Raw genomic sequence first — 23,646 nt, 5'->3', positions numbered from 1 at the left:
GCTCATGGAGAGTCCTCAGTAAGTTGCGGTAGTTCAACGGAGAATGTCGCCTCGACTCGACCATCGGGGCCAGGGCGCTGCAGGTTGGGGTCAGCCGGGTCGATAAAGTCCACGTTGACATCGACACCTGTAAAACCGGGCAGACCATCGAGCTCGAATTCTTGCCAGGTTTCGGCAGGCTCATCGTCACGATTGCGACCAAGCTGGAACCCGGAAAAGAACGTGAACTGGTAAACCACTCGGGCACGACTGATATGCAGAAGCGCGCCCTTACCATATTCAATGGGGTCGTACTCAGCGGAAGGTATCCAGCCAACCAGAGCCCGCCAGAGCTCGGCGCGGAGATCGTGCAAAATGTCGTTGTCCGCCTGCCCCCGCTCGTCAGAGGCTTCCAGAACAATCACCACATTGAATTGATCAGTGATGTCCTGGATCACCATGTTCTGCGCTTTGCTCGAGCTCGCAGCGTCAGCAGTTGCAATGACGTAAGCAGCAGGGAGAGCCAGGTGGGCACTTTCAACGACTGCATCCCAGTCGATGCCGCCGGAAACTCGGCCGGCAAAAGACGGGCACGTCACTCGCAAGTGAGCAACGATCGGGTTCAGTTTCATAGAAGTGTCCGGAGGGGGCAGCGATCAACGCAGGGCAGCGGCAAACGCAGCAGAAAGTATCGATTGAACTTGCGATGATGAATCCTGCAAAGCATCGGCCATGTAGTTGTCGCGAGGCTTGATTCGCCATGCGCCGGCGGCACGCTCAGCAAGCGCGGCAGCCCTTGCGCCAATGGCGCGGCGGTTCGATTTGCCCTTGCCCTTACCAGGTGCGAGCTTTCCGAGTTTTCGACCCTTCTTCACCCCATAGTGAAGGTAAGCCGGGTAAAACTCTTCCATCGCCGAGGTCTTGGTCGGGGAGATACGGACAAGGAAACCCGATCGGGAAACCTTAAAACTTACCGATTCAACCGTGGCGCCCGTTCGATTTACCGGATAGCCGTCCTGGCCTTTGCCCAGCGCAAGATTCATCTGTGCTCGCTGGGTGATCAGCAGACCAACTTTGCGCATCCCGGCGCGAATCATTCGCTTGTCGAAGGCGTCTCGTTCAAAGCTGTCGAAACCCTCAACGTGTAGATAACCGTCAATCGAAGCGGAGTTAGACATAGATGTCGCCTCCGCTCTTGAGTTGGCCTAACTCCTCAACTTCAAGGACTGTAAATCTGTGCGCCCCATTCAAGTCGGCGATGCGTTTCACTCGGTACAATGTCTCACCGTGAACGATTTCATGAGCATCGGTGATACCAGGGTGGTAGCGCAGCGTGATGCGATGAGTGAGCTTGTTGTCTGTCTGAACTCCATGGGCGTATATCGCGGTTCCGACAGGCTCTATCTTCGCCCAGCGTTTTCTAGGCTCAGAAAACACCGGTTCCAGGCCCATATCCGAAGCTGGGACATCGGATCTGAGTCGAAGGGTGATACGCCTGTTGAGCTCGCCGGTATGCGGTTCACGAAGCTGGTTTGCGCCACGAGCCATTAGATCCCCCACCCTATCCGATACGGCGTCAGCAGTGACCGCGAACCGGCAGGCATGCTGCTGAACTCGTCCCCCACCGACTCGTCTTCGCGATTACTGTAAAGGTCTCCCAAAATCAGCAAGCACGCTGCTCGAATGGAAGGATTGATCAAGATCGGTTTCAAACCGGCAGATCCGTTGAGGACAGCGGCGTCCAATGCAGCCGCATTTGCATAGAATCGGCGATTGAGAAACTGCGCCGCGCTGTCTTCGGCCGCCGCCAGAAGCAACTCCACATGCGCTCGATCATCTTCCTCCGCCCGCAAATGCTGAATTGCTTCGTCGGTCGATATGGCGTTCATATCAGGCCTTTGGATCTGTATCAGTCGCGAGGCCAGCAGCGATCAGCGAGGTCGCGTCATGCTTCGGCGAAAGATAACCGGCACCACCCCGGCGGCGGATTTCTTTGCCGTCCAGGTAGCTTCGCAGCGGGTAAATCATGATCGAGTTGTCAGTAACCGCTCCGCCCGCGGGAGACGTGTCCACAGACGTATCAGTGGCATTGTCATTTTCCACAGGCGAGCTTGGAGTATTACGCGCCATATCGATATCTCCTAAACGAGCAAGGCCACCAAGCGGTGGCCTTTTTATCGGGGATTAAGCGGCAGTCAGGTCGCCGGTAACGAACGCTTCAGGTCGGTACACGGTGAACGCCAAGCGTTCTTCTGCACGGATGGTGACCATGTTGTTTTCGAAGTCCTTGTCGTTCTCGGTCGAGATGAGCACCTCGATGCCCATACGGTCGAAGATCTGCGAGGCAAGGCTGAAGGCGCCGACCAGGAACTGGTCTTGGACAATGGCCTGGGTTTCAACCACCGGCAGGTTCCATAGGCGAGGCGCGGTACCGTCCTGAGGCTTGCCGATGATGTAACGACCTTCGCCGTCCTTCAGGAGCTCGATCGCTGCCCAGTCGATAGGGTTAAGGACCACGCCGGTCGATGGGAACTCAGCCAAGGTCGCCTGCAGTAGTGCCAGGCGAATGCGGTCGATGCGCTGCTCGGCGGCCACGGTGATTCCGGCCGGTGCAGCGTACGTTTGAGCTTGAGGAATGATGCCTTTGAGGTTGTTGCCGGTACCGTTGCCATACAGCAGCTGGGCTTCTTCGGCCAGCAGCAGCCCGTAACGCGCACGTGCGTCAATGTAGCTTTGCAGTGCGGCGGCATCATCCAGAATCTGGCGGCTACCTTTGAACAGGTGAGCAATGGTGCGAACGTTGGCGTTATCCAGCGCGAAAGTCAGATCGCTGTATGGCTTGGCCAAGCCTTCGCCGACGATCGCGGCGTTGTTGGTAAAGCCGGTCTCTCGGACGTATTCAACAGCGTTGCTGCCAGTGGTACCCGGCGCGACCAAGTCGCGAATAGTCAGGCGGCGCTGAGGGGCAATAATCACGCCGACGCGGTCAGGGGCGACCAGGGCGCCGCCGGTGGCGGTGGTGATGGCGGCGCGCGGAACCTCGACTCGACGCGAGCCGCGAAACGAACTGGTCACGCCCTCTTCGGTCATCTTGGCGGCCACCAGGTGACCAGCAGACTGCTGCACTGCTGGCTCATGCAGCTTGCCAGCATTGACCAGCTTCTGCTCCGCCTCCTGCACACGGGCTTGCAGCTCGCCTTGCTTGAGCAGCAGCTCATCAACCTTGCCACGGGTTTCCGCCTGCATCTCACCGGAAGCTTTGATTTCCTTCTCGGTGCGCTCGGCATAGGTTTTGATTTGATCGCCAACCGCTTTTAGGTCGGCCTGGGTTTGCTTCTGGGAGGCTTCGATTTGAGCGTAATCCGGAGCTGGCATTTTTTGGTCCTTTCAGAAATGAAAAAACCGCCACAGGGGCGGTAGGTAATCGAGTGCGGTTACAGCCGCTCAGCGGCTCGGGAACAAACTTCGAAGCGCTGACGCCTGGTTTGCGGTTTCTTCAAACGCGGATACATCAAGGGCAGCGCTGGGCATGCCCGGCACGACAGCGCGAAGCGTGTCGCCGCCAGCAGTGCTAGACGTGCTGGTCTTGATTTCGGAAATGAGTTTTCGCCGTTCGCTGCGAGGCATGCCGGACTTCGCCAGTGCGGCGTCGAGCTTACGCGCTGAGTGGGCCTGCGCCCCCGTTTCGCTTGGCGCTTGCTCAACCTCGGTTGCGGAAATAAGACCCGTAGCGAACCCCTTCTCGACGGCATTAGATCCGTTCATGTAGGTCTCGGCGTCGAGCATTTTCTCTACCGCAGCTTCCTTTTGCCCGCTGGTGTCTGCGTACAAGCTGATCATGGCGCGATCGAACTCCTCCATGGTATCGGCCAGCTCTCGGATGGCGTGCCGGTTGCCAGCGAAGTACGTCCAGCAGTTGTGGATCATCAGGAACGCGGTCTTGGCAACTTCACGTTTGGCGCCTGCCATGGCGATAACGGATGCCGCCGAAGCGGCCAGGCCAAGCACCTTGATGGTGACCTCTTGCGAATGCTCGATCAGGCGGTTGTAAATCGCGATGCCTTCGAACATGTCGCCACCTGGCGAGTTGATGTAAACGGTGACCGGCTTATCACCAATGGCCCGCAGCGCTGCGTCGACGCGTTTGAGAGTGACGCCCTCGCCGTACCAGTCCTCACCAATAATGCCGTACATGGTAATGGTGTCTGTACCGGCCTCCAGGGCCGCGCGCAGATCCGGGTTCCATAGATCGAGCGCGCGCGGGCTCAGCTCGCAGTTGAAACTGCGAGCATTGATATTCAGTGCCATGGTTACTCCTTATGGCCGAGCCAGCTTTTCAAGGCTGTCTGCGCGGCCTGGCCATCGGTGGATTCGCCCAGCTTGTCGATGGGGGTCAAGTTTGTTTGAACCGTTAGCACGCCTGCATTGCCGCCGTGCCGGGGGAGGTTCTCTTTTACCCTGCACTCGTCACGAGTCATGATGCCGTTCTGGGTCATCTGGCTATACCAGGCTGAGCGCCCGGCAGTGTCGGCTTTCAGGAATGCCTCAAGCGAAAATTCGGCGTAGTACGAAACGCGATCTGCCGGAGTCAACAATCGCTTGTTAACGCACTGCTGAATCTGATTGGTAATCGAACTGATGCTAAAGGTCAGGAAGGCAATCATCTGCTGCTCGAGCCCGGTACCCCAGTTACTGCCCGCATCCGTTTTTCCAACCATCCATGGCGGAACGCCGAACCAGCGGCACACCTCTTCAACGCTGTACCCCCTGGACTCGAGCAGCTGAGCATCCACGGGGTTAATCCCAATGGATTCTGGCGTGATTCCCTGCTCAAGCACTGGCGATCGCCCAGCATTCAAAGCCCCCGACACCTGCTTTACATAGTCGCGAAACTCTTCTCGCTGCTCTGGCTTGAGCACGCGATCAACCTTAAATGCCACCGCGGGAAGCAACCCGTTCTTGAACGTTCCATTCGCGGCATCATCCGCGGACATTGCAGCGCCAAAAACATCAGCGCCGTAGCGGATGGCTGAAAGACCAACACGCCCGTCCAGGCTAAACGCCGGGATATGCAACATGTCTGAACGCTGGATCTGGCGCCTGGCACCTTTTTTCGGGCGGTACCAGTAGGTGATCCTGCCATCCGCATCCAATTCCAAATCGACACGGCTCGGTAGCAGGAAATCTAAGGCGACAACTCGGTTACCAATACGCAAGATTTCCGCAAATGCATTTCCGCGCAGAAGCATGGCGGCAACCATCGCCTGCCAGAATTGAAACGCCGTCATGTCCTCGTTGGGGCTTGTATGTACGATGTCGTAGAGGCCAAAGTCCCGGGCATCCTTGCGTCCACCGTCAGCTTCGCGTCGATACACACCCATCGGTAGGCCGGCCACCGACGTCGAGATGATCCTGACGCAGGACCAAACCGCCGAGAGCTGCATAGCGTTGTCGACCGTAACGTTCTTGCCCGAGCTGGATTCGCCACCGAGGAACTGCCCCCAAAAGCCGCCGTCGCCCAAGCCGATCTGCCGACCGATCCATTCGTTCAGGGTGTGCCCCAGCGACGCGCTCGGCTTGCGGGCCGCGCGGCCCAGCACGGCCGATAATGATTTAGTCACTGATCAGCCCCTTGCGCACAAATCCAGCGATCAGAAGTAACGCAACGCCTCCGGCGATTAGCGCCCAGCCCAAGCCTTGCAGAACGTAAACGCCTGCAACGGCCGAACCGAACCCGCACAGCGCGAGCAGAATGAATACGTGCAATGGGTTCATATGATGATCGGGTTCCTAATGGCGGCCATGAAGTCATCGTTACCCCGGCCTTCGGGGTTCAGAGAAATCAAGGTCACCGCGTTGAATAGAGCCATCAAGGGATCGATCTTGGCCGAGCCACTGGCTTGCTTGGTGATCAGGATTGAGTTCGCGCGCGGCTCGACTTTCGCATTGCTGACACACCAGGCCATCATGGGTTGGCCACCGTGCTTCATCCCGCCTTCGGCGAGCTTGCGTTCCGCCGTCTTGATCGCCCCGCCGAGCTTCCAGCCCTGGCTGATGGCAACAATTTTTTCCGGGGGAATTTCGCGCTCAATCATCGCGTCATAGATCGCACCAATACCCACAGGGTCGACCCCGACCTTGTCCAGCAAGCCCGACTCTTCCACCTGTTCAACCAGGTCCGCCACCTCAAGCACGTCATCGCCGATTCGCTTTGACAGGGTCAGGTCGCCGTCTTTCTCAAAATCGTGAAAACGAGGGGCTTCTGCCTTTCTTCGCTCGAGCACCGAGGGATGCGCCCAGGCGTGAGTCCAAACCAACCAGTCACGGGTTCGTTTGTCCCGGCCCACCGCGGCAAAGCCCAGCAAGTCGTCCAGGCCACCACCATCGATCCCGATGTCGATGACGTCGCATCGGGCAATTACATCATCGAGGGTGAGCTTCTTTTCCGCTGCGCCGACCCAGTAATCAGCGCCTGCCCACCGATCGGAGCGCAACGCGAGTCCGATCTCGACGTTGAGATGCTTGGACATAAAGCCCAGTATTTCAGCCTCACCGGCCTCCTCCGCCTTTTTCATTTCACGGATCAGGAATTTCTCGCTAACCGAGTACCCCATGTTCGGGTTGGTGATGTAGAAATTCTCGGACTTGCGGTGATCATCAGCCTCAAGGATCTTTTTCGGAAACTCGTAGATCACCGGCAGGAAGTTCGGATCGACAATCGTGCCGTCACGCACGCCCCGGGCGTACTGGAGCTTTTCGCGAAACACGCCCGCCGGGGGCTGGTCAGACTGTGTCGTGAGATAGATCACGAACCCTTCGGGCCTAGACGCGAGCCCACCGGTGGCTTCACGCAGCATGTTGGCCGCGTGCGGGTTCTTGCCGAACAAGTGAAGCTCGTCGACCAGGACGACAGCGGCCTTCTTCCCACCGACAGTGTTTTGATCAGCGGCTACTACCTTCAGCGTGGCGCCGGACTCGCGGTGCGTGATCGTCCGAACGTGATCCTGCACATGCAGCAGTGCCGACAGCTCTTCGTCATGTTTGACCATGTCGCGGGCCGGCGCGTAGGCGTTGTTCGCCACCTCGATCGTCGGCGCCAAGATGATGAACTCGGCTGACTGGCGCCAGTTCCGGATCAGCACCGTGAGCATGATCGCAGCAGCGATGGTGCTCTTTGCGTTCTTCTTGCTGATAAGGAGAAAGAACTCCTGAATCAGCCGCTCGCCGGTATTGGAGTTGTAGGCACCGAAAATAGCGCCGGCCAGGTCACTGATCCACGGCGCACAGGATTCGCCAATCAGCGGGCTACCGGGTGCGTCGACAATCCGCAGGTCATTCAGGACCTGCATGCACGCAGCCGCCTCATCTGGAAACAGAGGCGGAAACGGAACCAGCGATTGTCGATGGATGATTCGCGATTCCCAGTCTGGGCACGCTGTGTCCCAGGTGGGTTCGTTCACTTATTTCACCGATCGCAAATGAGTTGGGGGTGGAGGTGCAGCGCCGAACTTGCCTTTGGCAGCCTTCTTCGCGGCATCTTCCTTTTCTTCTTTTTTGCCGCCTTCACCTTTACGCGGATGAATGAACGGCATGAGCGCTTTCGCTGCGTCGACCCGAAGCTTCGCGTCCGCGTCGTAGTCGTTCATGGTCGCGATCAAGAATGCTTTTGGATCGGTGAATGTCATCGCCTTGGAAAAGTCGAAGGACGATTCGGCATCACCCCGGGCTAGGTCCTCGGCCGGCGGTTTTTCATTGACCGGCTTGGGGCCGGCTTTAACATTTTTGTTAATGGGTGAAGAGGCCAATGCGGCGAGAACGTTCGGGTGTTTGGCCAATCGTGAACCGGCCACCGAAGCGCTGGAGGCCGCATATCCTGCGGCTATCGCTGCGTCTTTGTTGGACGCACCTCTCCTCACAGCGTCGACAAAAGCACGCTGCTTGGTTGTTAACGCCATTAACAAAAAACCTGTGTGGGGGAAAAAATCTGTCCGTGCGGGGGCGAGTGGTGGCCGAGGCTAAACCTCTCACGGTTTTGACCCGCCCCCACCCTCGGGGGTGGGGCACTGGCGTGCCGCAAGCGAAATCGACAACGATTCTCAATTGCAGGGGAGGCATCGCAACTTCACGTTCGCCCTGCGCCAGCGGCAGCCTCGGCGGCAGTTTTCAGCTTGTGGCACGGGATGCAGAGCGCTTGGAGATTCTCTTCATCGTCCGACCCACCACGAGCGCGGTTCACGATGTGATCCACCTCCAGCTGAATAGTTACCAAGCCACAAGCCCGACATGTGTACTCATCACGCAAAAGAACTGCGGCGCGCTTACGGCGCCAAGGACGACCTCCTCGCCCTGCCCCCCAGCCTTCACCTTCCGATCCAACTGGCAGGGCGAAGGACCTGCCTTCGAGTTGTTTCATGCGAGGCGGGATTGTTTTGAGTCGAGGCATGTATGACTGACCTTTGGCGACAATTTTTTGATTCGCGCAACATGCCGCGACGAATGCTTTGATCGATCTTCCAGCTGTACGAAATTCCCATTCATCCACCTTCCTTGATAAATGCACATCAGGGATTAAGGTGTATGGATGACCAACAGGGGGCCAGATGATGGGGGAAATATTCATCGTGCAAAAACGACCCGCCCACGGAGTTTCGAACGGTTTCTACTACCGAATCGTCGACATCCGTACAGGGGAGGCAGTGAATCGAAATTTCTTACAGGCTGAACAGGCAGACAACCATTGCCGTCAACTGAATGAAGTGCTTTCTCACCCCATCACAGCCGACTCTCCTGCGGTCATCCTAAGGCCTGATTGGTAATTGGGCTCAACTGTCACTTCACCAGCTTCGGCTGTAGGACCACGCGGGCGATCACCACCAGCAGACCCAGTACGCCGTAGGCCACCGGTGGCAGCACAGCCTGAAGTTGCGGCATCAGCTGCTCAGCCACGCCCAGCACTGCGATAGCGCCGCCCGCCTGAACACTGGTCATGCTCAGCGCTTGTTTCCAGTTGTCGATCAGTTGCATGGGTCACCCCTGCCGCTTGGGCAATTTGATGTCGGTAAATCGGTCGGCCAGCGCGGCAACCTTCTTCATGCCCAAGGTGCCGATGAAGGCGCCGAGTGCAGCTGCCAGGCTTGAAGGCAGGTTGAAGTATTCGAGCAGCGGGAATGCGCCGGCCGTGATCGCGCCACACAGGCAGGATTCCAGCAGGGCCTGTCGTCGTCCGCCACCGCCGTAGATGACGCGGAGGAAGGCGATCCAGCACGACAGCGCCGCGGCATAGAACATCGGGGCATGCTGGCTCAGCCAGGCCATGACGATGAGCCATGTTTCTGGGTTCTTCTCTGGCATATGTGACATCCAGCGTCCTCCCTTGCGGGGAGCGAGATAGGTTCGGCCCCAACAGCACTCCCAGCTCGGAGCAATGGGTGTGGTGGAGCCGAAAACGAAAAAGCCCCGGCAAATGCCGAGGCTTGAAATAGGTTTAGGCTTGTCCGTGACTGTCACGGCAACCAAAAAGCCCGACTCAAAAGCCGGGCTCCGCAGTCACTCTTGAGTTGAAATGCCAGCTCGCAGTTCCTGCAGTGTGAGCAAACCCAATTTTCTCGGATTGCCACACATCCAGCAGGAGCAGACCTTTCCGTGGTTTGCAAAAAGACCGGCATCTTTCTCGCTAGTGGACCAGCATTCCTGAGTGCGCTGCTTCGCGTAAAAGCGAGCCTTTATGCGGCGCGTGTCGTGTCGTCGTTGAGCTCTAGACATGCCATTCTCCTAAGCCGAAGACGACGAAGCCCCGGCAGATTTCTCTGGCGAGGCTTTTCGATTCACTCCTAAACGCGCAGGAATGACAGGATGGGATTAATTTCGCTCATCCGCTCACTGATGTCAACAAGCAATCACGCCGCCTGTTCGATGAGCAAACCTTCCTGCTCCAGGATATCCCCTGCATGAGCCAGCGCCTCATTAACCAGATCGTCAGCCACTTGGTGAATCGATTGCCGCCAGCGTCTGCGGGTTGATTCCGGCGTGCCATCGCTCTCCCAGGTGTTCATGTCGTAGAAGCTGTCCTTCAGTACGATCATGTCAGCGGACCGGGAGTTGTCTTTCTTGGCCTTGGCCTGACCAGCTGCAACGGCTGCTTTCACCATCGCTTCGCGACGCCATGCTGGAGCATCGAGCGGAATCTCGACAGATACCGAACTCACAACCTTTGGGCGAGCGCCCTTCAATTGCGGGATCGCCCAAGCAGTGACCGCCTTATATAGGAACAACTTCGGCGCTGGCGTGTTGATGACGGTCTGCAGCGCTGCGATCGCTTGCACCTTACGACCTTTGTGCGTGCTGTACTTTGCTACCAGAGCATCCCAATGCTTCGGCTCAAGCCCATGGTGCAACCGGGCCGACACCCAGCAATCGACCTGAGTACGATCTATGTTGCTGGCACCGCGGGATCGAACCAACGTTGCCAGATCACCGCCCTCTTCCTCGTCAGCAGAGTTGTAGAGCTTCTGCCATGCCTGCTTGCTGGTGTTGTCGATGGCTTCAGCTGCGAGGGCCGAAACAACTGCATTCAAAATGCCTGGATAAATCATTGTTCAATCCCCTGTGAAGTTCGATCCGCCGGCACCGCGGCGGTTGTTCTGTTCGTATTGCTGCTGAGCGTCTGACGGCTGATTTACCCGGTTACCAAAGGCAATGATGCGCTGCTGATAGATGTTCAGCATGAGCCCGAGCTGGGTAACGAGAACTTCGACCGGTAGCGCCTCCCCTGTCTCCGCCGAAACCCAACCGGAGGCGTGGCATTCAGTGCAAGGCAGCTCATGAAATATGCCTTTGATGACCGCTTTACCCTTGCATGCTGCGCACCATTTCAACGGCTTCGGCGAAGCGCTGAAGGCGGGGCCATGCTGCTTTTTCATCATTTTTAAACCTCGCCTATGGTTGATTCTTGATTGGCCTTGTAGCCCTTGTCCTGTGTGGCTTCCGGCGCATTACCCGAATTTTCGTTTCTACCGTCCTTCAACCCGTGAATACCGGAAAAACCCTTGCCGTCTAAATGGCCGTGCCACAGTTCGAGGGCGGCGCGCTTGCGCTCTTCGACGGTCGTATGGATGTAGGCCTGCACGTTGTGGCCCATGGCGTGGTTGATCAGCATCTCTCCAATCAGGAAGTCGATCCCCAGGTCTGCCCATCCAGTCCGGGCCAACTTGCGCAGGTCGTGACTGCTCCACTCACCTCTCCCCAGCCCGGTGAACACGGCGCTGGCCTGGCCTTCGCTCATGCCCTTCCCACTGTGGGAGCGGAACAGGCAATCACCGTCGTAATTGCTCGCCTTTTGCGCCGCCCGGTAGCGGATTAGAAGGGTGCAGACCTGTTCGGTCAGTGGGAGCGAGTGTTCGACGCGGGTCTTCGTGTTGCCCACCGGCAGATACCAGGTGCGCTCGGCGATACTGATGTGCGACCACTGAGCCTTGCGGGTCTCGCCGATCCGCGTGCCGTGGCAGAGCATCATTAACGCGAGCATGGCAGGCTGTGGGTCAATCTCGAACAGCTCATGCAGCTGCGCGAGCAAACCCTCAACCTGTACGCCGCGAAGACGCGCTGGCTTGGCCTTGATCTTGGTCTTGGAGAAGTCGCTGAACTTGATACCCGTCATCGGGTTGGTCGGAATCAGGCCCAGCGTGTGTGCCTGACGACAGGCGACCACCAGCAGGCCGAAGATCAACCGGACAAACTCCAGCGACAGGGTCTCCTGCAGTGGCCACATCAGTTGGGTGTCGAGGGTTCCGTGACGGACATCGGCCAGCGCCAGATCGCCCACGCGCGGGATTAGGTGGCAAGCGATGGCTGATTTACCCGTGGCCTTGCGCTTGTCGGAGAGGTTGCGGTCGCGGCTCATGCGGTCGGCGTACCACGTCAGCAGCTCGCCCAGCGTTTTCCACGGCGACACGGCGGCACCCGCTTCCGGATCAACGCTGAGTCGCATGCGCAGATCTGGCAGCGCGGCCAGCACCGCCTTGGCCGACAAGTCGGGATACGCGCCGATCTTGTTCCACTTCTTGCGCACCACCAGGCTCCAGGTTCCACGCGGACGCGCCTCGGTGAAGCGGAAGTACAGCCCCGGGTGTCGCGGGTCACGCATCAACACGGCAGCCGGATCTTCAGCGCGGCGGCGGAGCTCGGCATCGGAGAAGGCCACGGTCATTGTCATGCGGCTACCTCTGTAGGAGCGAGCCGCAAGTAGGCCCGGATCTGCTCCACCGTATCGAAGTGCCCGCGGCACACCACCGCCAGATACCCCTGGGCATTAAGCTTGCGAATCCGTTCATGCTGGCTGGACGAAATCGCGGCGTCGTTCGGTGGCGTGGCCTTGAATTCGATGTACAGGCCGAAGAACCCGCCGCGGGCCATTGGCAGAACTAGGTCAGGTATGCCGGCCTTCACGCCCTGGGCCTTCAACTTCGCAGCGACGGCCTTCACCCGATGTCCTCCGTTCGGGACGTGAAAGATCAGGTCAGCGACCTCGGGCATACGGATGCTTAGCTCGGCCATCAGCGCGGCCTGTTCCTGCCCTTCGCGGTCAATAGACTTGGCGCGCACTGGCTTCTGTTTGAACAGCTTTATGGCGAACGGCTTCATTCGCGATTGCCTCGCGCGATTCGGGCACGGCGCTCGAGTCGGCGGATGCCCCACCAAAGGCCGACGGCGACGACCGTCATGAAAGCGATGTACAGATGAAGCAGCATGTCGTTCATGCCTTCTCTCCTGTGGTGATGTCGATTACTTCGAAAGTGCTCGGCCACATCAGGCTGCCGAATTTCTCGGCGGCCGAGCGATGTTCGAATAGCGCTACAGCGCGATCTGGTTTATCGGTGAGATCCCACTTGTAGGCGCAGCAATGCACGGCGAAGCGGTACTCGGCGGCGTTAGTAGGAGCCAGGTGGGGATTGGCTCTGGAGATCTGCTTTTCGGATGCGCTCATCAGAACCTTTCCTTTTTGGCATATCGATTGGCCAGGCTTGCTACCTTTTCCGGCTGCTCGACAGGCTCTGGCTTCCACCCGGCAGCAAGGTTTTCGAATCGGTTGTATTGGCCAAGGAAGGCCGTGCGAACGGTGCCCATCTCGATGTCGCGACCCTTGCCGATGATGATTTCGGCAATGCCTTTGGCCTCGGTGTTTTCGTGGTAGACCTCGTCTCGGTAGACGAACATGATCACGTCGGCGTCCTGTTCGATGGCACCCGATTCACGCAAGTCGGAGGGCACCGGGCGCTTGTTGGGACGCTCTTCGCATTTGCGAGACAGTTGACTCAACAGCACAACAGGGATGCCCAACTCTTTGGCAAGCAGCTTGCAGCCGCGGCTGATGCTGCTCACCTCTTCGGTACGGTTGCCGCCGTCCCCTTCCACAAGCTGTAGGTAGTCGATCATCAGCAGGTCCAGGCCATACCGAAGCTTGTGTCGTCTGGCCAGGGAGCGAATGCGCCCAATCGTCGAGCCGGCGCGGTCGGCAATGTACAGCGGGGCGCTGCGCAACAACCCAGCCGCCGCCGCCAGTTCGGCGCCGTGGCTCTGGCAAGCCGTGCCAGTCTTCACCAGGTTGAGTGGAATACGCCCCTCCGAAGCCACGGCGCGGTCCAGCAACTGACCTTTGTTCATTTCTAAACTGATGACGAGTGCCGACTTGCTCTGGCGTACAGCCGCGTCGATGACAAAGCCCATGGCAAGCGTGGTCTTGCCCATGGCCGGACGCCCGGCGACGATGTACAGGTGATCGGGCTGCAACCCACCGAGCTTCTCATCCAGATCTTTCAAGCCAGTCGACAGACCGATGAGGGTTTCGCCTCGGGAATGCCGATCATGGCGGTCCTGCCACACTTCAAGCTGATCGACGAGCACGTCGCCGACTTTGACGATGTCGTCATCACCCGAACCGCAATCAATCGCCATGGCCGCCGCCTGGACCGCCGCGATCTTCGCCTGCGTATCCTCGTTGCCTTGGGAAATTTCCATCGCATGGCTGCCAAGGTCGTAGAGCGCCCGGTCAATGGCCCGCTCACGAACGATCTGGGCGTAGGTTCGAGCGTTAGCGATACTCGGTGTGTTTTTGACGATTTCGGCGCAATAGGCGAATGCCGGACTGCCGTCGTCCATCGAACCGAGGTGATTACCGACAGTTAGGAAATCCACCGCCTGGCCTGACGAGCGAACAGCCATGATGCCGCGGTACACATCGGCGTTGGCCGGGAAGTAAAACGCTTCGGCGGACAAGTCTTCGCAGAGGGTATCGATCAACTCCGGACGCTGCATCATGGCGCCAAGCAGGCTGTGTTCAGCCTCGATGCTGTGAGGGTCACGCATGGTAATTACCCTCGACGACCTTTACGAAGTTTCGAGGGGCGATCAGCCAATCGAACGAAGCGCGGAACGGCTTGGTACCGAAACGGCCCTCAACCTTGCCCATCAGGAAGTTTGACGCTTTCACCGACTCGAAGTACTCGCGCCAGAACGCCAGGTCGCGATGGGCTTCGTGCTCGCGCCACCGGCCCTGCAGGTTCTGCTGGCGGGTTTTATTGATCAGGGTTACGGCTGGCAACTCGGAAAGGATTTCGTGGTACAGGTCGACAATGGCCCGGTGGGGGCATGAGTCGGCTTTCGCCCTCGAGATTTTTCCCGCCGCCGTTTCCGGTTGACGCTCGGCGTCGACGACTACCTCGTCAGAGGTAGTATTTGTATTTGTGTCTTTATTGTGTGGTGGAAACGCCACTAAGGACGTGGTGGAAACGCCACACTGTGGCTCTTTTTGGGTGGTGGATTTGCGGTGGTTTTTGGCGTCAATCCGCCATGCATTCACTGGCGAAATTCCTATGGGAGCCTTGCTTCCACCTTCGCGGTAAATCACACGCTGGCGCAGCAACTCACCGATAATGCGTGAAACGTCCTCTCGGTGAATGTTGGCCATCTCGGCGATGTAGGAGGCCGCTATACGGGCGCTGGCGACGTTGTAGCCTGCGGTCTGGCGGTGGATGGCCAGGGCGACACGAAGCTCCCTACCTGACAGGTCAGCGCGGATCAGTGCGCCATAAAGGTCGTTTTCCATCCGGGTAAAGCCCCCCGGGTTACTTGAGTGAAGTTGAATGACATTGCTCATGCTGAAGTCTTCTGTTCCGAGGAAAGGGACGCCTTCAGGTGATCAAGGCACTCTCGACGAAATCGGGATTTCGACTCGCCGGAGTACTGGAAGCGAACCAGTAGCGCAGCGTGCATGGCAGCAGATTGATGGGTAGTGCGGTGTTGCGACACGTTTTGCGAATGATCGAAAAGTGTCGCGACATGGTGGGTATTGCCGGGAGTAGCGATCGTGTTCATAATGGCCCCGCATTGTTTTACAAGTTGTTGAAGGAGCCGGGTTGCAGCCCGGCTTTTTTGTGCCTGCGATTCAGGCGTTGTAGGTGTCCGGCGCATCCGTGGTAATTTTTGCTTCCACACGAAAAGGCCTCGGAGGCCGGACATGGCAATAGATAGGAATCTTCAACGGCTTCTTCTCGAGCACCTGCGCGACGTTTATCCCCATACTTCCTATGAACTTCGCGGCTTGGGTGAGTGGGATATGTGCGTTAAGAACCTTTTTTACTTGGCGGAACTGGGGTTGATCCGACTGGACAAAGGAACATTTCTTGACGGCACCATCGAAATTCATGGAGCCACCATCGCGGCCAAAGGCATCGACTTCCTCGAAGATGACGGCGGTGTTGGTGCGATCCTGGGTACCGTCACGTTTAAGCTTCATGAGGACACCCTTCAGAAGTTGATCGTTGCGAAAGTTCTTGAAAGTGATCTTCCTGACGAAGAGAAGGGCCGACTTGTTGAAGGTGTGAAAGAGCTCTCCGGCGAGGCCACAAAACACCTGACAATGAAACTAATTGACGAGGGGCTGGCTCATCTGCCGAGAGCAATTGAGATAGTTGGTAGCTTCCTTCGATAAGCCCGCCCTCCTCACTTACGCTGGCAAGGTCAAATTTTGCGTAACCCAAAGTGCGACCTTCCCCGCCAAACTGAGTGGCCAGCTCGATCCAGAAAAACGGCTCGGATCGGTCCTGAACGATCAACACAATTTCCGAAGAGCTTGTTGAGCACCGTCCTGCCATCAGCACCATCACCATCTGGCTTTGTGTAACCCGATCCATCGTTCACCTCTGAAATACTGGTTAAATTCACAGCTAATCCGACGTTCTGCCACTACAGCCCTATTCCCGCGATACTTGCTTCAACAGCTCGATCAGGGATGAACCCCATGACCTTCTTTTCTTCTTGGCCCCTTATTAGGTGCCAGCCCCGCTTGGCCCAATCGCTGCGCCGGCCCCTAATAAGGGGCCGGACCGTTACCTCACGGGGAAAATCGAAATCACGTTTTCTGCCTGCGCCACTTGTGCGCAGTGAGCCGAGAGACGGTTTCGCAAGGTGGCTTTATCTGCTGCGAGGCGAGCAGCACTGCGCCGCTCGACCGCTCGCTCTGTCATCTGCAGGATTCGATCGGCCAGTTGATCCATGCCGATACCGACCTCGTCAGCCCAGCGCTCAAGCTCGTCCTTCTCGTCCTGCGTGTACTGCCCTACTTCGTGTATTGCAGGCATTGGTGCCTCCTCCATGGCCTAGTCAGGCGCTAAGTTTCTTGTCGTTAACCTGGGAAATCGCGTCCTGCTCCCGCCTGGCTTTCAGGGCCGCACGTATGAGGTCGCGAACTAGCGCACCAGGCTGAATTTTCAGCTCGCGGGCCAGTTCGCCCAGCGCTGGAAAGCCATCCAGCTCGTCCGACTCGCCGTCATCGACCAACGGGAAGTACCCGTAATCCTCCTTGAACCGCAGAGCCGCCAACGTGAGGTCGCGAACCAAGGCGCCCGGCTGAATCTCACGCGCTAACGCCTCCACTTGGAGAGCGGCGTAAGCGGCGTCATTGAGGCGCGACTTCAGCTGGTGGGTGTTGCGATGCGTCTTGTTTTTGTAGGCCATTGGTTCACTTCCGGGGTCGGTGTGACGGGATTAGGCGGCGGCTTTCTTTGGGTGGGCTTCCGCGAGCAACCAAGACGGCTCGAACGGCTTTCCATTGGCGGCAGCTAGAGCAGCAATTCGCTCGGCATAGCGCGTCTCACCGGTGTATTCGGTGCGCGGCAGGCAGTCAGCGGAAAGCCACTTGTAAACGGCTCGAGGAGACTTTCCGCAGGCCAGCGCAACCACCGGCACGCCGCCAGCGTCATCGATCGATTTCTTGAGCGGCCGCATAAGGCCTCCGAGTCAATTATGAACTTACAGTACATATTATGTCGGAACTGAAAGTACATGCAAGGGCATGCGATGCTGAACCAATGGTTCAGATAGAAGAAATTCGCGCAGCGTTCGTTGCTCGCCTCAAAAAAGCGTTATCCGCCCACGGCATTGACCAGTGGGGCGCAGGCGCTCGACTGGCAGAAATCGCAAAGGTCACGCCCAAGGCATCGAGCAAGTGGCTAAATGGTGAGGCCTTGCCGGGGCCTGCCAAGATGAGCGCCATTGCGGGTGCGCTAGGTGTAAAAATCGAATGGCTCCAGCATGGCGCTGGTGACGAGCCCAAGTTTTCTAAGCTCGCTGAAGTAGAAAGTGGCGATAGCGAAAGTCACTCCCAGTCGGCAGCAGATATCGTCCGGAACATGCTTTCCATGCAAGGGAAAGGACTGTCGGATGATGCTCGTAGACGGTTACTTGCAGCTGCTGAAGCCGATGATGGCGGTGGCGCCATCGAGGTCGACTACTATCGACCGGGCGTGGCCGGTGATGAGGTGTGGATTGCGCATTACGACGTCCGCGCTGCTATGGGTGGCGGGCAGATCCCACACGACTATCCAGAGATGCTCCAGGATGTGAGAGTAAGCCCTCAGCATCTGCGCGAGATGGGTGTTGAGTTTAAGGAGCACTTCCATCTAAAGATGGTGACTGGCTGGGGTCAGTCGATGGCGCCCACGATCAAGCACCGCGACCCGCTTCTCGTCGACATAAGCATTCGCGAGTTCGTAGGGGATGGGATCTATATGTTTTCTTGGGAAGGCCATCTCTACATCAAGCGCCTGCAATGGATTGGCGAAGATCAGATCAACATGATTTCTGATAATACAAGGCACCCACCTCAAACGATCAGGTCCGATGAGACATATATCCAGGCACGGGTACTGCTGGTGTGGAACGCGCACTTGGTATAACGGCCACCCATCTATTCAATGAAGACGAAACAGACGGACAGCACAGCAGCAGCGACCGCCGCTGAAATTGAGCGTTCTATCCAGGCCCTGAACAAAATGGCTGAACGCCTATGGGGGGATGGTCGAGAAGCTGAGGCGAAAGCTCTCCTCGATGCCTTGGACGCATTAAACCGGGCGCTGGACCGGATCAGGATTGGAGAGAGCCGCAGGATTCTCCATTGAGGGTACTAATCTGCTGGTGGGTGGCGTGCTCTACGGATCAAGTGATGACCGGCATCATCGCCAGGGCGAAAACTGATTGATCTGGCGCGGCGGTGAGATGTATGTGATTTGGTCGAGGATTTATCGAGATGGCGCACTCACTTCAATACCATATAGGCGAATCCGTCCGCGCCATTGAGGTCGAGATAGTGAGGTTGCTCGACGTAGTGGATGCTCTTAAAGCAGCAGGGAGTGACGATCTGGCGTCGATCGTCTTGACTCAGGCGCATAAGCTTCTTGAGGCCGTAGCAGTATTGAGAATAGCTGCGTCGAGGTAAAGGTAATGCTGTTAGGAGTCGGCTGACTTCTTATACTGGGACGTCAAGACGGGAATTGACTCAGGACGCGAAACCTCAGTGCTTGTTCAAGAGGCTAAGCAGCAATCATTAGAAACCCGGCAGTTGCTCGAGCAAATTCAAGCACAGCAGAAGGCTTTGACTGCTCCACGAGCTACCATCTCCAAGTAAAATGCCCGGCCCAGCGCCGGGCTTTTCGTTTCTGCCCCGAGGCATCCCGCGTTAACTATTATCATGAAAACCTTTAAGTCGCCCCAGCGTCTGCCCTCCCCGACTTGATCTGTCGCCGGCCAAAATCCTATACACCTTTACCTCATCAGCGTAGACCCTGAGGCTGTCTGCGTCGCTGTGCAGCATGAACATCAGATTAAGAACGGCAGTGACATCCACGTCATCAATGCGTTCTGCCAGCTTGCTCAGCTCGCCCGAGACGTGCTCCAAGTTGTCAGCAATATCGCCAAGGTCGCGCTTCTCTACCACAGGCTTTTTTGGCCTCATGACCCCCTCCTAAATATCCCCTGACGCCAGCGCACCGGGCTTTTTTTCTGCGCCTATGTGCTGCCTTCCGCGCATATCCCGGTAGAGGCAGCAGCCAACAGCCGGGTTCAGCGCTGGCGACGTACGGCGGCTCTGCATGGTGACCTTGCTAACGAGAAAGATGCCCGCCATCGAGAGGGCTTTTTGTTGCATTTCAGAAAGGAGCCGGCTCCTCAACAGGTTCAAACGCATCTACGGGCCGATATTCATCGGTGCTCGCCTCCCACCTCAGCGTCACCGATTCGTCGTCATTGAATGTCATGTCTATGCCGTCCGTCTCGGATAGCAAGCCCATCACCTCCTCCCACTCTCGATCCCCATCCGTGTCCAGGCGGTGGATCGTCACCCAGCGCTGAATCTGCGCGACCGGGTGATTGATCATTGACGACACTCGTAGGCCTAGGCGCTCTACTCCGGACATCTCAACTCGCGCTGCTGATTTCGTTTTGCTATGCGCCACGCTCACAACCTCCCCTTATGCTGTATATCCATCCAGTCGTTGCGGAGGATAGCGAACCATTAGTTCGCGGTAAATCCCCCTACAGGCATTCGTGCGGAATCCTATAAATCTGTACTTTCGCAAAAATATGTACTTTTGGTACTTGACCTAATGTGAACCTGTAGTTCATATTTTACCCATCGCAACCGGGAACCCAATTAGGTGCCAGCTGCGAAGGGCCGAGAGGCCTGCCGCTCTTTAACAACCAGCGCAACGAACAACAGACCGCATTGCCTCTACCGGCGACCGGCGAGCAGACAGGCCCGAAAGCCTGCCCACGACAGGAATAACCTGGACGGTTGCTCGAGGTGAAACGCCCTTACAAGCCCTGACCGAGTGAATGACCCGGCAAGCAATGCGCCCCGCCCTTCCGGCGGCAATAGGACGGAAAGTTTCACTGATGCACCTGGTTGGCCGGGTGCATTGGGAAAACAACCGGGAGTCAAAACGATGGAAACAGAAATCGTAAATGGCACATGGAAGGGTCACCTCGGTCGTGGCCTGGCACCGCGAGAGCTTCAGTTCCTTCTATGGGTTGCCCTCGGGCTCACCGCAAAGGAAATCGCACGGGAGGTAGGCATTTCGCCGGCCACCGTAGCGAAGCGCCTCACCAACGCAATGTTCAAGCTCGGCGTTACCCGCCGCGCCGCTCTGGTGGCCGAGGCGATGCGACGCCAGATCATTTCGCCGATGTGCTTTGTTCTGGCAGCGCTGATCGCCATGCACGCAATGCTCGATGGCGACTCAATGCGCCGTGATCGCCGCGTCCCTGAGCGCCGTATCGCCCAGGTCCGGACGGTAAAGCGCGCTGAAGCCTATGACCACCACGCATAAGCATCACTTCTGCACCTTAGCGACAGGGTGCAGCGGGATGACAACCGAGGGAAGGAAGATGGCTTACTACAAAACGAGCAGTCCTGCCGTGCTTGCAGCCTGGCAGGCGTACAGAGACAACGCTGATGCGATACAGGCGGCAGGTGAAGAGTTCGCCAAGCGCTACGAAGGTGCAACGGCCCTGTTCACTACGTGCTTTCACAGCGGGCGCCGCTTCTACGGTTTGAAATTCAGCCCTCCAATGCCGCAGCCTCTTTGGACCAAACCAGATCCGAAGACAGGGTCGTCCCAATTTCCCAGGGCGAGCTTACCAGCGGGCTTCAAGGGCGAAGAGCGTAAAAAACTCGCAGCCGAACTTAAAGCACTCCGCGAAGATTTCCGGGCGAAGTCCCCTAAAGGCAAGGCAGAGATGGACAGCTTCCTCGAATCCATGGGCCTTTCCAGCGGCGCGCTGTTCTTCGGCACTTACAAACAGATCATCGTCGATGGCGTTATCTACATCAGCACCAGCGCCAAACCATCGAATGTCCTGACAGAAATCCTCGGCAGTGAATTCGATGTGGTCGACAAAGCGGCATAGGCAGCATCACTTCTGCCCATTCATTGAGTGGGCAGCGGGATGCGGATGATTCTGCACCGCGCAAAGCGGCCCCCTGCATCCAGCGGGACCGGAAACAAATTGCACCTAACCGGAATAGTTTTTCCATCTCAAGCACGGAGGGTTTGCACCAATGCAGCATTAACCGCTTCACCTGCGTGGCGCAGTAAGCCTGAAGGCTGCGCCCTTCAACCTGGCAGGCAGCGGACATCTGGGCCGACGGTGTTACCGCGCACCGGCCGAGCAATCAGTAGGCCTACCTCAAAGTTCAAGGTCACCGCTGATGATTCAAACCCAGGCCGTCGCCAGTAGCGGGCCTGGGAGGCGCTCACGTAGGGAGGTCTTCGTGACGCCAACAAAAGCCCGGGTGATCTCGGGCTTTTTTACCCCTGCCTTTATCCGTCAGCACTCTCCCCTGCGCCCAACGGCAACCAGCAGGCGGCCCGAGTGCTGACGAATACACGCAACCCACACCGAGGAACCAGCCATGCAATCACTCATGCAGCAGCGCTTCGCCGGTCTTCAGGCCCTGCGCCTTCGCTCAGTTATCGCGACGTCCGAATTCTATTCAATGATCGGCCGGGAGCTGCCCGTGCAAAAGATTCGCTACCAGGTCGTCACCAAGGGCAAGGCGTATCACATCATCGAGCTGGCCACCCGCAAGGTGAAGGGCTTCCGCTGGACTTGGAAAGAAGCCGTGAACTTCGCCCAGCAACTGGAAGCGCGCGCCGACGGCATCAAGCTCTCTCTGTCAGGTAATCGGAAATGATCGGCGTACCAATGCCCGATCCGCGGGACTCGATCATCACCAACCTGAACCACCAGCTGGATCAGTTTTTCGGCGCTGGTAAGACGGTGCAGCTAATCGCATCAGGCGTCAGTGGCGAGACCAGCCTCTCCGGCGCCAGCGGCCACAGCGAACGCCTGCGTGCCGAACGCGACAAGCTCGCCCCCATGCTCAAGGCTCTGGCGGCGACAGGCATCACGTCCAGCGCAGCAGCAACGCAAACTCGTATCCGGCAGAAGCGAATCGAGCTGATCGCCAGAGAGAACGGCTTCAAGTTCGCCTCGCCCGAATGAAACGAATAATCAACCGGGCGCACCAGCGCCGACGACAGACCTGGCTTGACTTGCCGGCAAGCGGAATTGAAGAGGTAGGCCATGGCCAAGAGCAACGCGGATATTCAGCGGGACAAGCGCGCCAAGGAGAAGGCATTGCTCGACCGGATCGGCGCCGAGAAGCGCACGCTAATTGTGTCGAAGGCGCTGGCTGATGCACTTCAGGTGCTGGGCGAGCGTCACGATTTCGAGGAATGGCAAGAGATCGTGTCGACCTTCCTGATCAACCTGGCCGGCGCGCCCGCCGAAGAGTCCGCACGTTTCGTCAGCATGTCGCGACCTGATTTCGCCATGACTGAAAAGCAGTCGCGACAGCTTGAAGAATTCGCGAAGACCGGCATCGAATCATAAACCCAACCCCACTTCAACGAGTCACGCCAGCCGGCGAGGATCCTCTATGTCTCCCTACAAATTGTCCGGGACGACGGTCGTCAGCTTTTCCGGCGGTCGCACCAGCGCTTATATGCTGCGTCAGGTACTGGATAACAACGATGATTTGAGCGATCTGGTCGTCACCGTCGCCAACACCGGCAAGGAACACCCAGCCACGCTGGAGTTCGTTCGGGAGTGCGCCGAGCGGTGGTCGGTGCCGATCGTCTGGCTTGAGTACCGCAATACCGAGATTGGGTTCGAGGTTGTGGACTTCGCCAGCGCCAGCCGCCAGGGCGAACCGTTCGAAGCGCTGATTCGCAAACGCAAGTACCTGCCAAACCCGGTAACGCGGTTCTGCACCATCGACCTGAAAATCCGGATCATCCACAAATACCTGCGCAGCCTGGGCCTTTCGACCGAAGAGACGCCGGTGGACATGATGACCGGCATCCGCGCCGACGAGCCACGCCGGGTGGTGAAGATCCGGAACAGGAAGAGCACCAGCGAAAGCAAATGGGCCACGATGGCTATGCCGCTGGCTGATGCGGGAGTCGGCGTGCAAAACGTGACGGACTTCTGGGACGCCCAGCATTTCGATCTGCTGCTGCCGACCATCAACGGTCGGACACTCGAAGGCAACTGTGACCTGTGCTTTCTCAAGGGCGCGAATCAGGTTTATTCAATTATCGCCAGTGACCGCGGCGAACCAGTCCGCAAGGCTGACTGGTGGGCTCGCATGGAACGTACCGCCGTTTCGAGCAGCGGCATAACCGGCAACGGTGCTCTTTTCAGATTCGACCGCCCCAGCTAACAGCAGATGCTCGACTACTCGGACACCCAATTCGACATGTTCGCCGACCATGACGAGGCAATCGCCTGCTTCTGTGGCGATTGATTATAGCGGAAATGTAACGATCATTT

The 23,646-nt window shown here is 57.7% G+C and carries 34 protein-coding genes and 1 pseudogene; 9 read left to right on the top strand and 26 right to left on the bottom strand.

The features are described from left to right. Positions 1–2 precede the first annotated feature (2 nt). The 21 genes from ACA054_RS11205 to ACA054_RS11105 all read right to left on the bottom strand — a co-directional run bounded on the left by ACA054_RS11205 (position 3) and on the right by ACA054_RS11105 (position 15,130). Positions 3–611 (bottom strand): phage tail terminator protein, encoded by a 609-nt coding sequence (locus ACA054_RS11205; protein WP_497689425.1) that lies wholly within the window; start codon positions 609–611, stop codon positions 3–5. Positions 612–635: 24 nt separating this feature from the next. Further along, positions 636–1,157 (bottom strand): hypothetical protein, encoded by a 522-nt coding sequence (locus tag ACA054_RS11200; protein ID WP_274643413.1) that lies wholly within the window; start codon positions 1,155–1,157, stop codon positions 636–638. Continuing rightward, complete coding sequence (locus ACA054_RS11195; RefSeq protein WP_401125965.1) at positions 1,150–1,527, bottom strand: phage head closure protein; 378 nt, start codon at positions 1,525–1,527, stop codon at positions 1,150–1,152. Before ACA054_RS11195 ends, ACA054_RS11200 begins: the two co-directional genes overlap by 8 nt. Next, positions 1,527–1,868 carry a head-tail connector protein gene (locus tag ACA054_RS11190; protein WP_497689424.1) on the bottom strand — a complete coding sequence of 114 codons (342 nt, stop codon included), beginning with the start codon at positions 1,866–1,868 and terminating at the stop codon, positions 1,527–1,529. Before ACA054_RS11190 ends, ACA054_RS11195 begins: the two co-directional genes overlap by 1 nt. Before the next feature lies 1 nt (position 1,869). Continuing rightward, positions 1,870–2,109 carry a hypothetical protein gene (locus ACA054_RS11185; protein ID WP_497689423.1) on the bottom strand — a complete coding sequence of 80 codons (240 nt, stop codon included), beginning with the start codon at positions 2,107–2,109 and terminating at the stop codon, positions 1,870–1,872. A gap of 54 nt (positions 2,110–2,163) precedes the next feature. Next, positions 2,164–3,354 (bottom strand): phage major capsid protein, encoded by a 1,191-nt coding sequence (locus tag ACA054_RS11180; protein ID WP_497689422.1) that lies wholly within the window; start codon positions 3,352–3,354, stop codon positions 2,164–2,166. A 69-nt stretch (positions 3,355–3,423) separates the two neighbouring features. Continuing rightward, the gene (locus ACA054_RS11175) at positions 3,424–4,287 is read right to left on the bottom strand and encodes a head maturation protease, ClpP-related (protein WP_323606296.1); all 864 of its coding nucleotides are present in this window, start codon (positions 4,285–4,287) and stop codon (positions 3,424–3,426) included. A gap of 2 nt (positions 4,288–4,289) precedes the next feature. Continuing rightward, on the bottom strand, positions 4,290–5,600 hold the full coding sequence (locus ACA054_RS11170; protein ID WP_401125972.1) for a phage portal protein: 1,311 nt from the start codon (positions 5,598–5,600) through the stop codon (positions 4,290–4,292). Continuing rightward, positions 5,593–5,754 (bottom strand): hypothetical protein, encoded by a 162-nt coding sequence (locus ACA054_RS11165; RefSeq protein ID WP_274643406.1) that lies wholly within the window; start codon positions 5,752–5,754, stop codon positions 5,593–5,595. Before ACA054_RS11165 ends, ACA054_RS11170 begins: the two co-directional genes overlap by 8 nt. Then, entirely contained in the window at positions 5,751–7,328 is a 1,578-nt protein-coding gene (locus ACA054_RS11160) for a terminase large subunit (RefSeq protein ID WP_497689421.1), read from the bottom strand. Before ACA054_RS11160 ends, ACA054_RS11165 begins: the two co-directional genes overlap by 4 nt. Before the next feature lie 111 nt (positions 7,329–7,439). Next, the gene (locus ACA054_RS11155) at positions 7,440–7,934 is read right to left on the bottom strand and encodes a terminase small subunit (protein ID WP_274643404.1); all 495 of its coding nucleotides are present in this window, start codon (positions 7,932–7,934) and stop codon (positions 7,440–7,442) included. 167 nt (positions 7,935–8,101) lie between these two features. Beyond that, complete coding sequence (locus ACA054_RS11150) at positions 8,102–8,392, bottom strand: HNH endonuclease (protein WP_497690282.1); 291 nt, start codon at positions 8,390–8,392, stop codon at positions 8,102–8,104. A gap of 416 nt (positions 8,393–8,808) precedes the next feature. After that, positions 8,809–9,003 (bottom strand): DUF7940 domain-containing protein, encoded by a 195-nt coding sequence (locus ACA054_RS11145; protein WP_497689420.1) that lies wholly within the window; start codon positions 9,001–9,003, stop codon positions 8,809–8,811. A 3-nt stretch (positions 9,004–9,006) separates the two neighbouring features. Further along, complete coding sequence (locus tag ACA054_RS11140; protein ID WP_497689419.1) at positions 9,007–9,339, bottom strand: phage holin, lambda family; 333 nt, start codon at positions 9,337–9,339, stop codon at positions 9,007–9,009. 536 nt (positions 9,340–9,875) lie between these two features. After that, a complete protein-coding gene (locus tag ACA054_RS11135) occupies positions 9,876–10,571 on the bottom strand; it encodes a hypothetical protein (RefSeq protein WP_497689418.1) in 696 nt (231 codons plus the stop codon). Between the two features lie 3 nt (positions 10,572–10,574). Then, positions 10,575–10,901: a hypothetical protein gene (locus ACA054_RS11130; RefSeq protein WP_497689417.1), complete on the bottom strand. Its 327-nt coding sequence runs from the start codon at positions 10,899–10,901 to the stop codon at positions 10,575–10,577. Between the two features lie 2 nt (positions 10,902–10,903). Continuing rightward, complete coding sequence (locus ACA054_RS11125; RefSeq protein ID WP_497689416.1) at positions 10,904–12,190, bottom strand: tyrosine-type recombinase/integrase; 1,287 nt, start codon at positions 12,188–12,190, stop codon at positions 10,904–10,906. Beyond that, the gene (locus tag ACA054_RS11120; protein ID WP_497689415.1) at positions 12,187–12,618 is read right to left on the bottom strand and encodes a VRR-NUC domain-containing protein; all 432 of its coding nucleotides are present in this window, start codon (positions 12,616–12,618) and stop codon (positions 12,187–12,189) included. Before ACA054_RS11120 ends, ACA054_RS11125 begins: the two co-directional genes overlap by 4 nt. A gap of 112 nt (positions 12,619–12,730) precedes the next feature. Beyond that, positions 12,731–12,961, bottom strand: a complete 231-nt coding sequence (locus ACA054_RS11115) for a hypothetical protein (protein ID WP_497689414.1) — start codon at positions 12,959–12,961, stop codon at positions 12,731–12,733. Further along, positions 12,961–14,340 carry a replicative DNA helicase gene (dnaB, locus tag ACA054_RS11110; RefSeq protein WP_497689413.1) on the bottom strand — a complete coding sequence of 460 codons (1,380 nt, stop codon included), beginning with the start codon at positions 14,338–14,340 and terminating at the stop codon, positions 12,961–12,963. The genes ACA054_RS11115 and dnaB overlap by 1 nt, the downstream gene beginning before the upstream one ends. Next, positions 14,333–15,130, bottom strand: coding sequence for a replication protein (locus ACA054_RS11105; protein ID WP_497689412.1), 798 nt, complete (start codon positions 15,128–15,130; stop codon positions 14,333–14,335). Before ACA054_RS11105 ends, dnaB begins: the two co-directional genes overlap by 8 nt. 360 nt (positions 15,131–15,490) lie before the next feature. Here ACA054_RS11105 and ACA054_RS11100 point away from each other — a divergent pair, with 360 nt between their 5' ends. Continuing rightward, entirely contained in the window at positions 15,491–15,964 is a 474-nt protein-coding gene (locus ACA054_RS11100; RefSeq protein WP_497689411.1) for a hypothetical protein, read from the top strand. A 397-nt stretch (positions 15,965–16,361) separates the two neighbouring features. On the opposite strand, the gene ACA054_RS11095 is transcribed toward ACA054_RS11100, so the two are convergent. The 3 genes from ACA054_RS11095 to ACA054_RS11085 are packed head-to-tail and all read right to left on the bottom strand — an operon-like array spanning position 16,362 to position 17,259. Further along, on the bottom strand, positions 16,362–16,613 hold the full coding sequence (locus ACA054_RS11095; protein WP_497689410.1) for a hypothetical protein: 252 nt from the start codon (positions 16,611–16,613) through the stop codon (positions 16,362–16,364). Between the two features lie 22 nt (positions 16,614–16,635). Next, a complete protein-coding gene (locus ACA054_RS11090; protein WP_497689409.1) occupies positions 16,636–16,989 on the bottom strand; it encodes a hypothetical protein in 354 nt (117 codons plus the stop codon). Between the two features lie 30 nt (positions 16,990–17,019). Next, complete coding sequence (locus ACA054_RS11085) at positions 17,020–17,259, bottom strand: helix-turn-helix domain-containing protein (RefSeq protein ID WP_497689408.1); 240 nt, start codon at positions 17,257–17,259, stop codon at positions 17,020–17,022. A 38-nt stretch (positions 17,260–17,297) separates the two neighbouring features. Here ACA054_RS11085 and ACA054_RS11080 point away from each other — a divergent pair, with 38 nt between their 5' ends. Together ACA054_RS11080 and ACA054_RS11075 are read left to right on the top strand one after the other, a co-directional pair. Next, positions 17,298–18,209, top strand: a complete 912-nt coding sequence (locus ACA054_RS11080) for a LexA family transcriptional regulator (protein ID WP_497689407.1) — start codon at positions 17,298–17,300, stop codon at positions 18,207–18,209. 18 nt (positions 18,210–18,227) lie between these two features. Further along, positions 18,228–18,431, top strand: a complete 204-nt coding sequence (locus ACA054_RS11075; RefSeq protein WP_497689406.1) for a hypothetical protein — start codon at positions 18,228–18,230, stop codon at positions 18,429–18,431. 557 nt (positions 18,432–18,988) lie between these two features. On the opposite strand, the gene ACA054_RS11070 is transcribed toward ACA054_RS11075, so the two are convergent. Then, positions 18,989–19,264, bottom strand: a complete 276-nt coding sequence (locus tag ACA054_RS11070) for a hypothetical protein (RefSeq protein WP_497689405.1) — start codon at positions 19,262–19,264, stop codon at positions 18,989–18,991. A gap of 193 nt (positions 19,265–19,457) precedes the next feature. Then, positions 19,458–19,724 (bottom strand): DUF1654 domain-containing protein, encoded by a 267-nt coding sequence (locus ACA054_RS11065; RefSeq protein WP_497689404.1) that lies wholly within the window; start codon positions 19,722–19,724, stop codon positions 19,458–19,460. 528 nt (positions 19,725–20,252) lie between these two features. Here ACA054_RS11065 and ACA054_RS11060 point away from each other — a divergent pair. The 6 genes and pseudogenes from ACA054_RS11060 (at position 20,253) to ACA054_RS11035 (ending at position 23,620) form a co-directional block, all read left to right on the top strand. Beyond that, a complete protein-coding gene (locus ACA054_RS11060) occupies positions 20,253–20,636 on the top strand; it encodes a response regulator transcription factor (protein WP_282485478.1) in 384 nt (127 codons plus the stop codon). Between the two features lie 58 nt (positions 20,637–20,694). Beyond that, the gene (locus ACA054_RS11055) at positions 20,695–21,216 is read left to right on the top strand and encodes a Mu-Gp12 family protein (protein ID WP_497689403.1); all 522 of its coding nucleotides are present in this window, start codon (positions 20,695–20,697) and stop codon (positions 21,214–21,216) included. 505 nt (positions 21,217–21,721) lie between these two features. Then, positions 21,722–22,003 carry a hypothetical protein gene (locus tag ACA054_RS11050; protein ID WP_497689402.1) on the top strand — a complete coding sequence of 94 codons (282 nt, stop codon included), beginning with the start codon at positions 21,722–21,724 and terminating at the stop codon, positions 22,001–22,003. Then, positions 22,000–22,314 (top strand): hypothetical protein, encoded by a 315-nt coding sequence (locus ACA054_RS11045; protein ID WP_497689401.1) that lies wholly within the window; start codon positions 22,000–22,002, stop codon positions 22,312–22,314. The genes ACA054_RS11050 and ACA054_RS11045 overlap by 4 nt, the downstream gene beginning before the upstream one ends. A gap of 81 nt (positions 22,315–22,395) precedes the next feature. Continuing rightward, entirely contained in the window at positions 22,396–22,704 is a 309-nt protein-coding gene (locus ACA054_RS11040) for a hypothetical protein (RefSeq protein ID WP_497689400.1), read from the top strand. A gap of 46 nt (positions 22,705–22,750) precedes the next feature. Then, a pseudogene (locus ACA054_RS11035) lies at positions 22,751–23,620 on the top strand (adenine nucleotide alpha hydrolase family protein). Positions 23,621–23,646 lie beyond the last annotated feature (26 nt).

Source organism: Pseudomonas sp. LBUM1653, assembly GCF_059716115.1.
This window is presented reverse-complemented; position numbering and strand designations above follow the sequence as displayed.

Excerpts from the sequence above, each read along its gene's own strand:
- ACA054_RS11130 (WP_497689417.1), bottom strand. The coding sequence starts at position 10,901 with ATGATGAAAAAGCAGCATGGCCCCGCCTTCAGCGCTTCGCCGAAGCCG.
- ACA054_RS11085 (WP_497689408.1), bottom strand. The coding sequence starts at position 17,259 with ATGCGGCCGCTCAAGAAATCGATCGATGACGCTGGCGGCGTGCCGGTG.
- ACA054_RS11050 (WP_497689402.1), top strand. The coding sequence starts at position 21,722 with ATGCAATCACTCATGCAGCAGCGCTTCGCCGGTCTTCAGGCCCTGCGC.
- ACA054_RS11060 (WP_282485478.1), top strand. The coding sequence starts at position 20,253 with ATGGAAACAGAAATCGTAAATGGCACATGGAAGGGTCACCTCGGTCGT.
- ACA054_RS11175 (WP_323606296.1), bottom strand. The coding sequence starts at position 4,287 with ATGGCACTGAATATCAATGCTCGCAGTTTCAACTGCGAGCTGAGCCCG.
- ACA054_RS11080 (WP_497689407.1), top strand. The coding sequence starts at position 17,298 with ATGTCGGAACTGAAAGTACATGCAAGGGCATGCGATGCTGAACCAATG.
- ACA054_RS11070 (WP_497689405.1), bottom strand. The coding sequence starts at position 19,264 with ATGAGGCCAAAAAAGCCTGTGGTAGAGAAGCGCGACCTTGGCGATATT.
- ACA054_RS11140 (WP_497689419.1), bottom strand. The coding sequence starts at position 9,339 with ATGTCACATATGCCAGAGAAGAACCCAGAAACATGGCTCATCGTCATG.
- ACA054_RS11105 (WP_497689412.1), bottom strand. The coding sequence starts at position 15,130 with ATGAGCAATGTCATTCAACTTCACTCAAGTAACCCGGGGGGCTTTACC.
- ACA054_RS11155 (WP_274643404.1), bottom strand. The coding sequence starts at position 7,934 with ATGGCGTTAACAACCAAGCAGCGTGCTTTTGTCGACGCTGTGAGGAGA.
- ACA054_RS11150 (WP_497690282.1), bottom strand. The coding sequence starts at position 8,392 with ATGAAACAACTCGAAGGCAGGTCCTTCGCCCTGCCAGTTGGATCGGAA.
- ACA054_RS11120 (WP_497689415.1), bottom strand. The coding sequence starts at position 12,618 with ATGAAGCCGTTCGCCATAAAGCTGTTCAAACAGAAGCCAGTGCGCGCC.
- ACA054_RS11205 (WP_497689425.1), bottom strand. The coding sequence starts at position 611 with ATGAAACTGAACCCGATCGTTGCTCACTTGCGAGTGACGTGCCCGTCT.
- ACA054_RS11115 (WP_497689414.1), bottom strand. The coding sequence starts at position 12,961 with ATGAGCGCATCCGAAAAGCAGATCTCCAGAGCCAATCCCCACCTGGCT.
- ACA054_RS11185 (WP_497689423.1), bottom strand. The coding sequence starts at position 2,109 with ATGGCGCGTAATACTCCAAGCTCGCCTGTGGAAAATGACAATGCCACT.
- ACA054_RS11075 (WP_497689406.1), top strand. The coding sequence starts at position 18,228 with ATGAAGACGAAACAGACGGACAGCACAGCAGCAGCGACCGCCGCTGAA.
- ACA054_RS11180 (WP_497689422.1), bottom strand. The coding sequence starts at position 3,354 with ATGCCAGCTCCGGATTACGCTCAAATCGAAGCCTCCCAGAAGCAAACC.
- ACA054_RS11090 (WP_497689409.1), bottom strand. The coding sequence starts at position 16,989 with ATGGCCTACAAAAACAAGACGCATCGCAACACCCACCAGCTGAAGTCG.
- ACA054_RS11045 (WP_497689401.1), top strand. The coding sequence starts at position 22,000 with ATGATCGGCGTACCAATGCCCGATCCGCGGGACTCGATCATCACCAAC.
- ACA054_RS11055 (WP_497689403.1), top strand. The coding sequence starts at position 20,695 with ATGGCTTACTACAAAACGAGCAGTCCTGCCGTGCTTGCAGCCTGGCAG.
- ACA054_RS11190 (WP_497689424.1), bottom strand. The coding sequence starts at position 1,868 with ATGAACGCCATATCGACCGACGAAGCAATTCAGCATTTGCGGGCGGAG.
- ACA054_RS11100 (WP_497689411.1), top strand. The coding sequence starts at position 15,491 with ATGGCAATAGATAGGAATCTTCAACGGCTTCTTCTCGAGCACCTGCGC.
- ACA054_RS11135 (WP_497689418.1), bottom strand. The coding sequence starts at position 10,571 with ATGATTTATCCAGGCATTTTGAATGCAGTTGTTTCGGCCCTCGCAGCT.
- ACA054_RS11125 (WP_497689416.1), bottom strand. The coding sequence starts at position 12,190 with ATGACAATGACCGTGGCCTTCTCCGATGCCGAGCTCCGCCGCCGCGCT.
- ACA054_RS11065 (WP_497689404.1), bottom strand. The coding sequence starts at position 19,724 with ATGTCCGGAGTAGAGCGCCTAGGCCTACGAGTGTCGTCAATGATCAAT.
- ACA054_RS11160 (WP_497689421.1), bottom strand. The coding sequence starts at position 7,328 with ATGCAGGTCCTGAATGACCTGCGGATTGTCGACGCACCCGGTAGCCCG.
- ACA054_RS11200 (WP_274643413.1), bottom strand. The coding sequence starts at position 1,157 with ATGTCTAACTCCGCTTCGATTGACGGTTATCTACACGTTGAGGGTTTC.
- ACA054_RS11040 (WP_497689400.1), top strand. The coding sequence starts at position 22,396 with ATGGCCAAGAGCAACGCGGATATTCAGCGGGACAAGCGCGCCAAGGAG.
- ACA054_RS11145 (WP_497689420.1), bottom strand. The coding sequence starts at position 9,003 with ATGCAACTGATCGACAACTGGAAACAAGCGCTGAGCATGACCAGTGTT.
- dnaB (WP_497689413.1), bottom strand. The coding sequence starts at position 14,340 with ATGCGTGACCCTCACAGCATCGAGGCTGAACACAGCCTGCTTGGCGCC.
- ACA054_RS11165 (WP_274643406.1), bottom strand. The coding sequence starts at position 5,754 with ATGAACCCATTGCACGTATTCATTCTGCTCGCGCTGTGCGGGTTCGGT.
- ACA054_RS11095 (WP_497689410.1), bottom strand. The coding sequence starts at position 16,613 with ATGCCTGCAATACACGAAGTAGGGCAGTACACGCAGGACGAGAAGGAC.
- ACA054_RS11195 (WP_401125965.1), bottom strand. The coding sequence starts at position 1,527 with ATGGCTCGTGGCGCAAACCAGCTTCGTGAACCGCATACCGGCGAGCTC.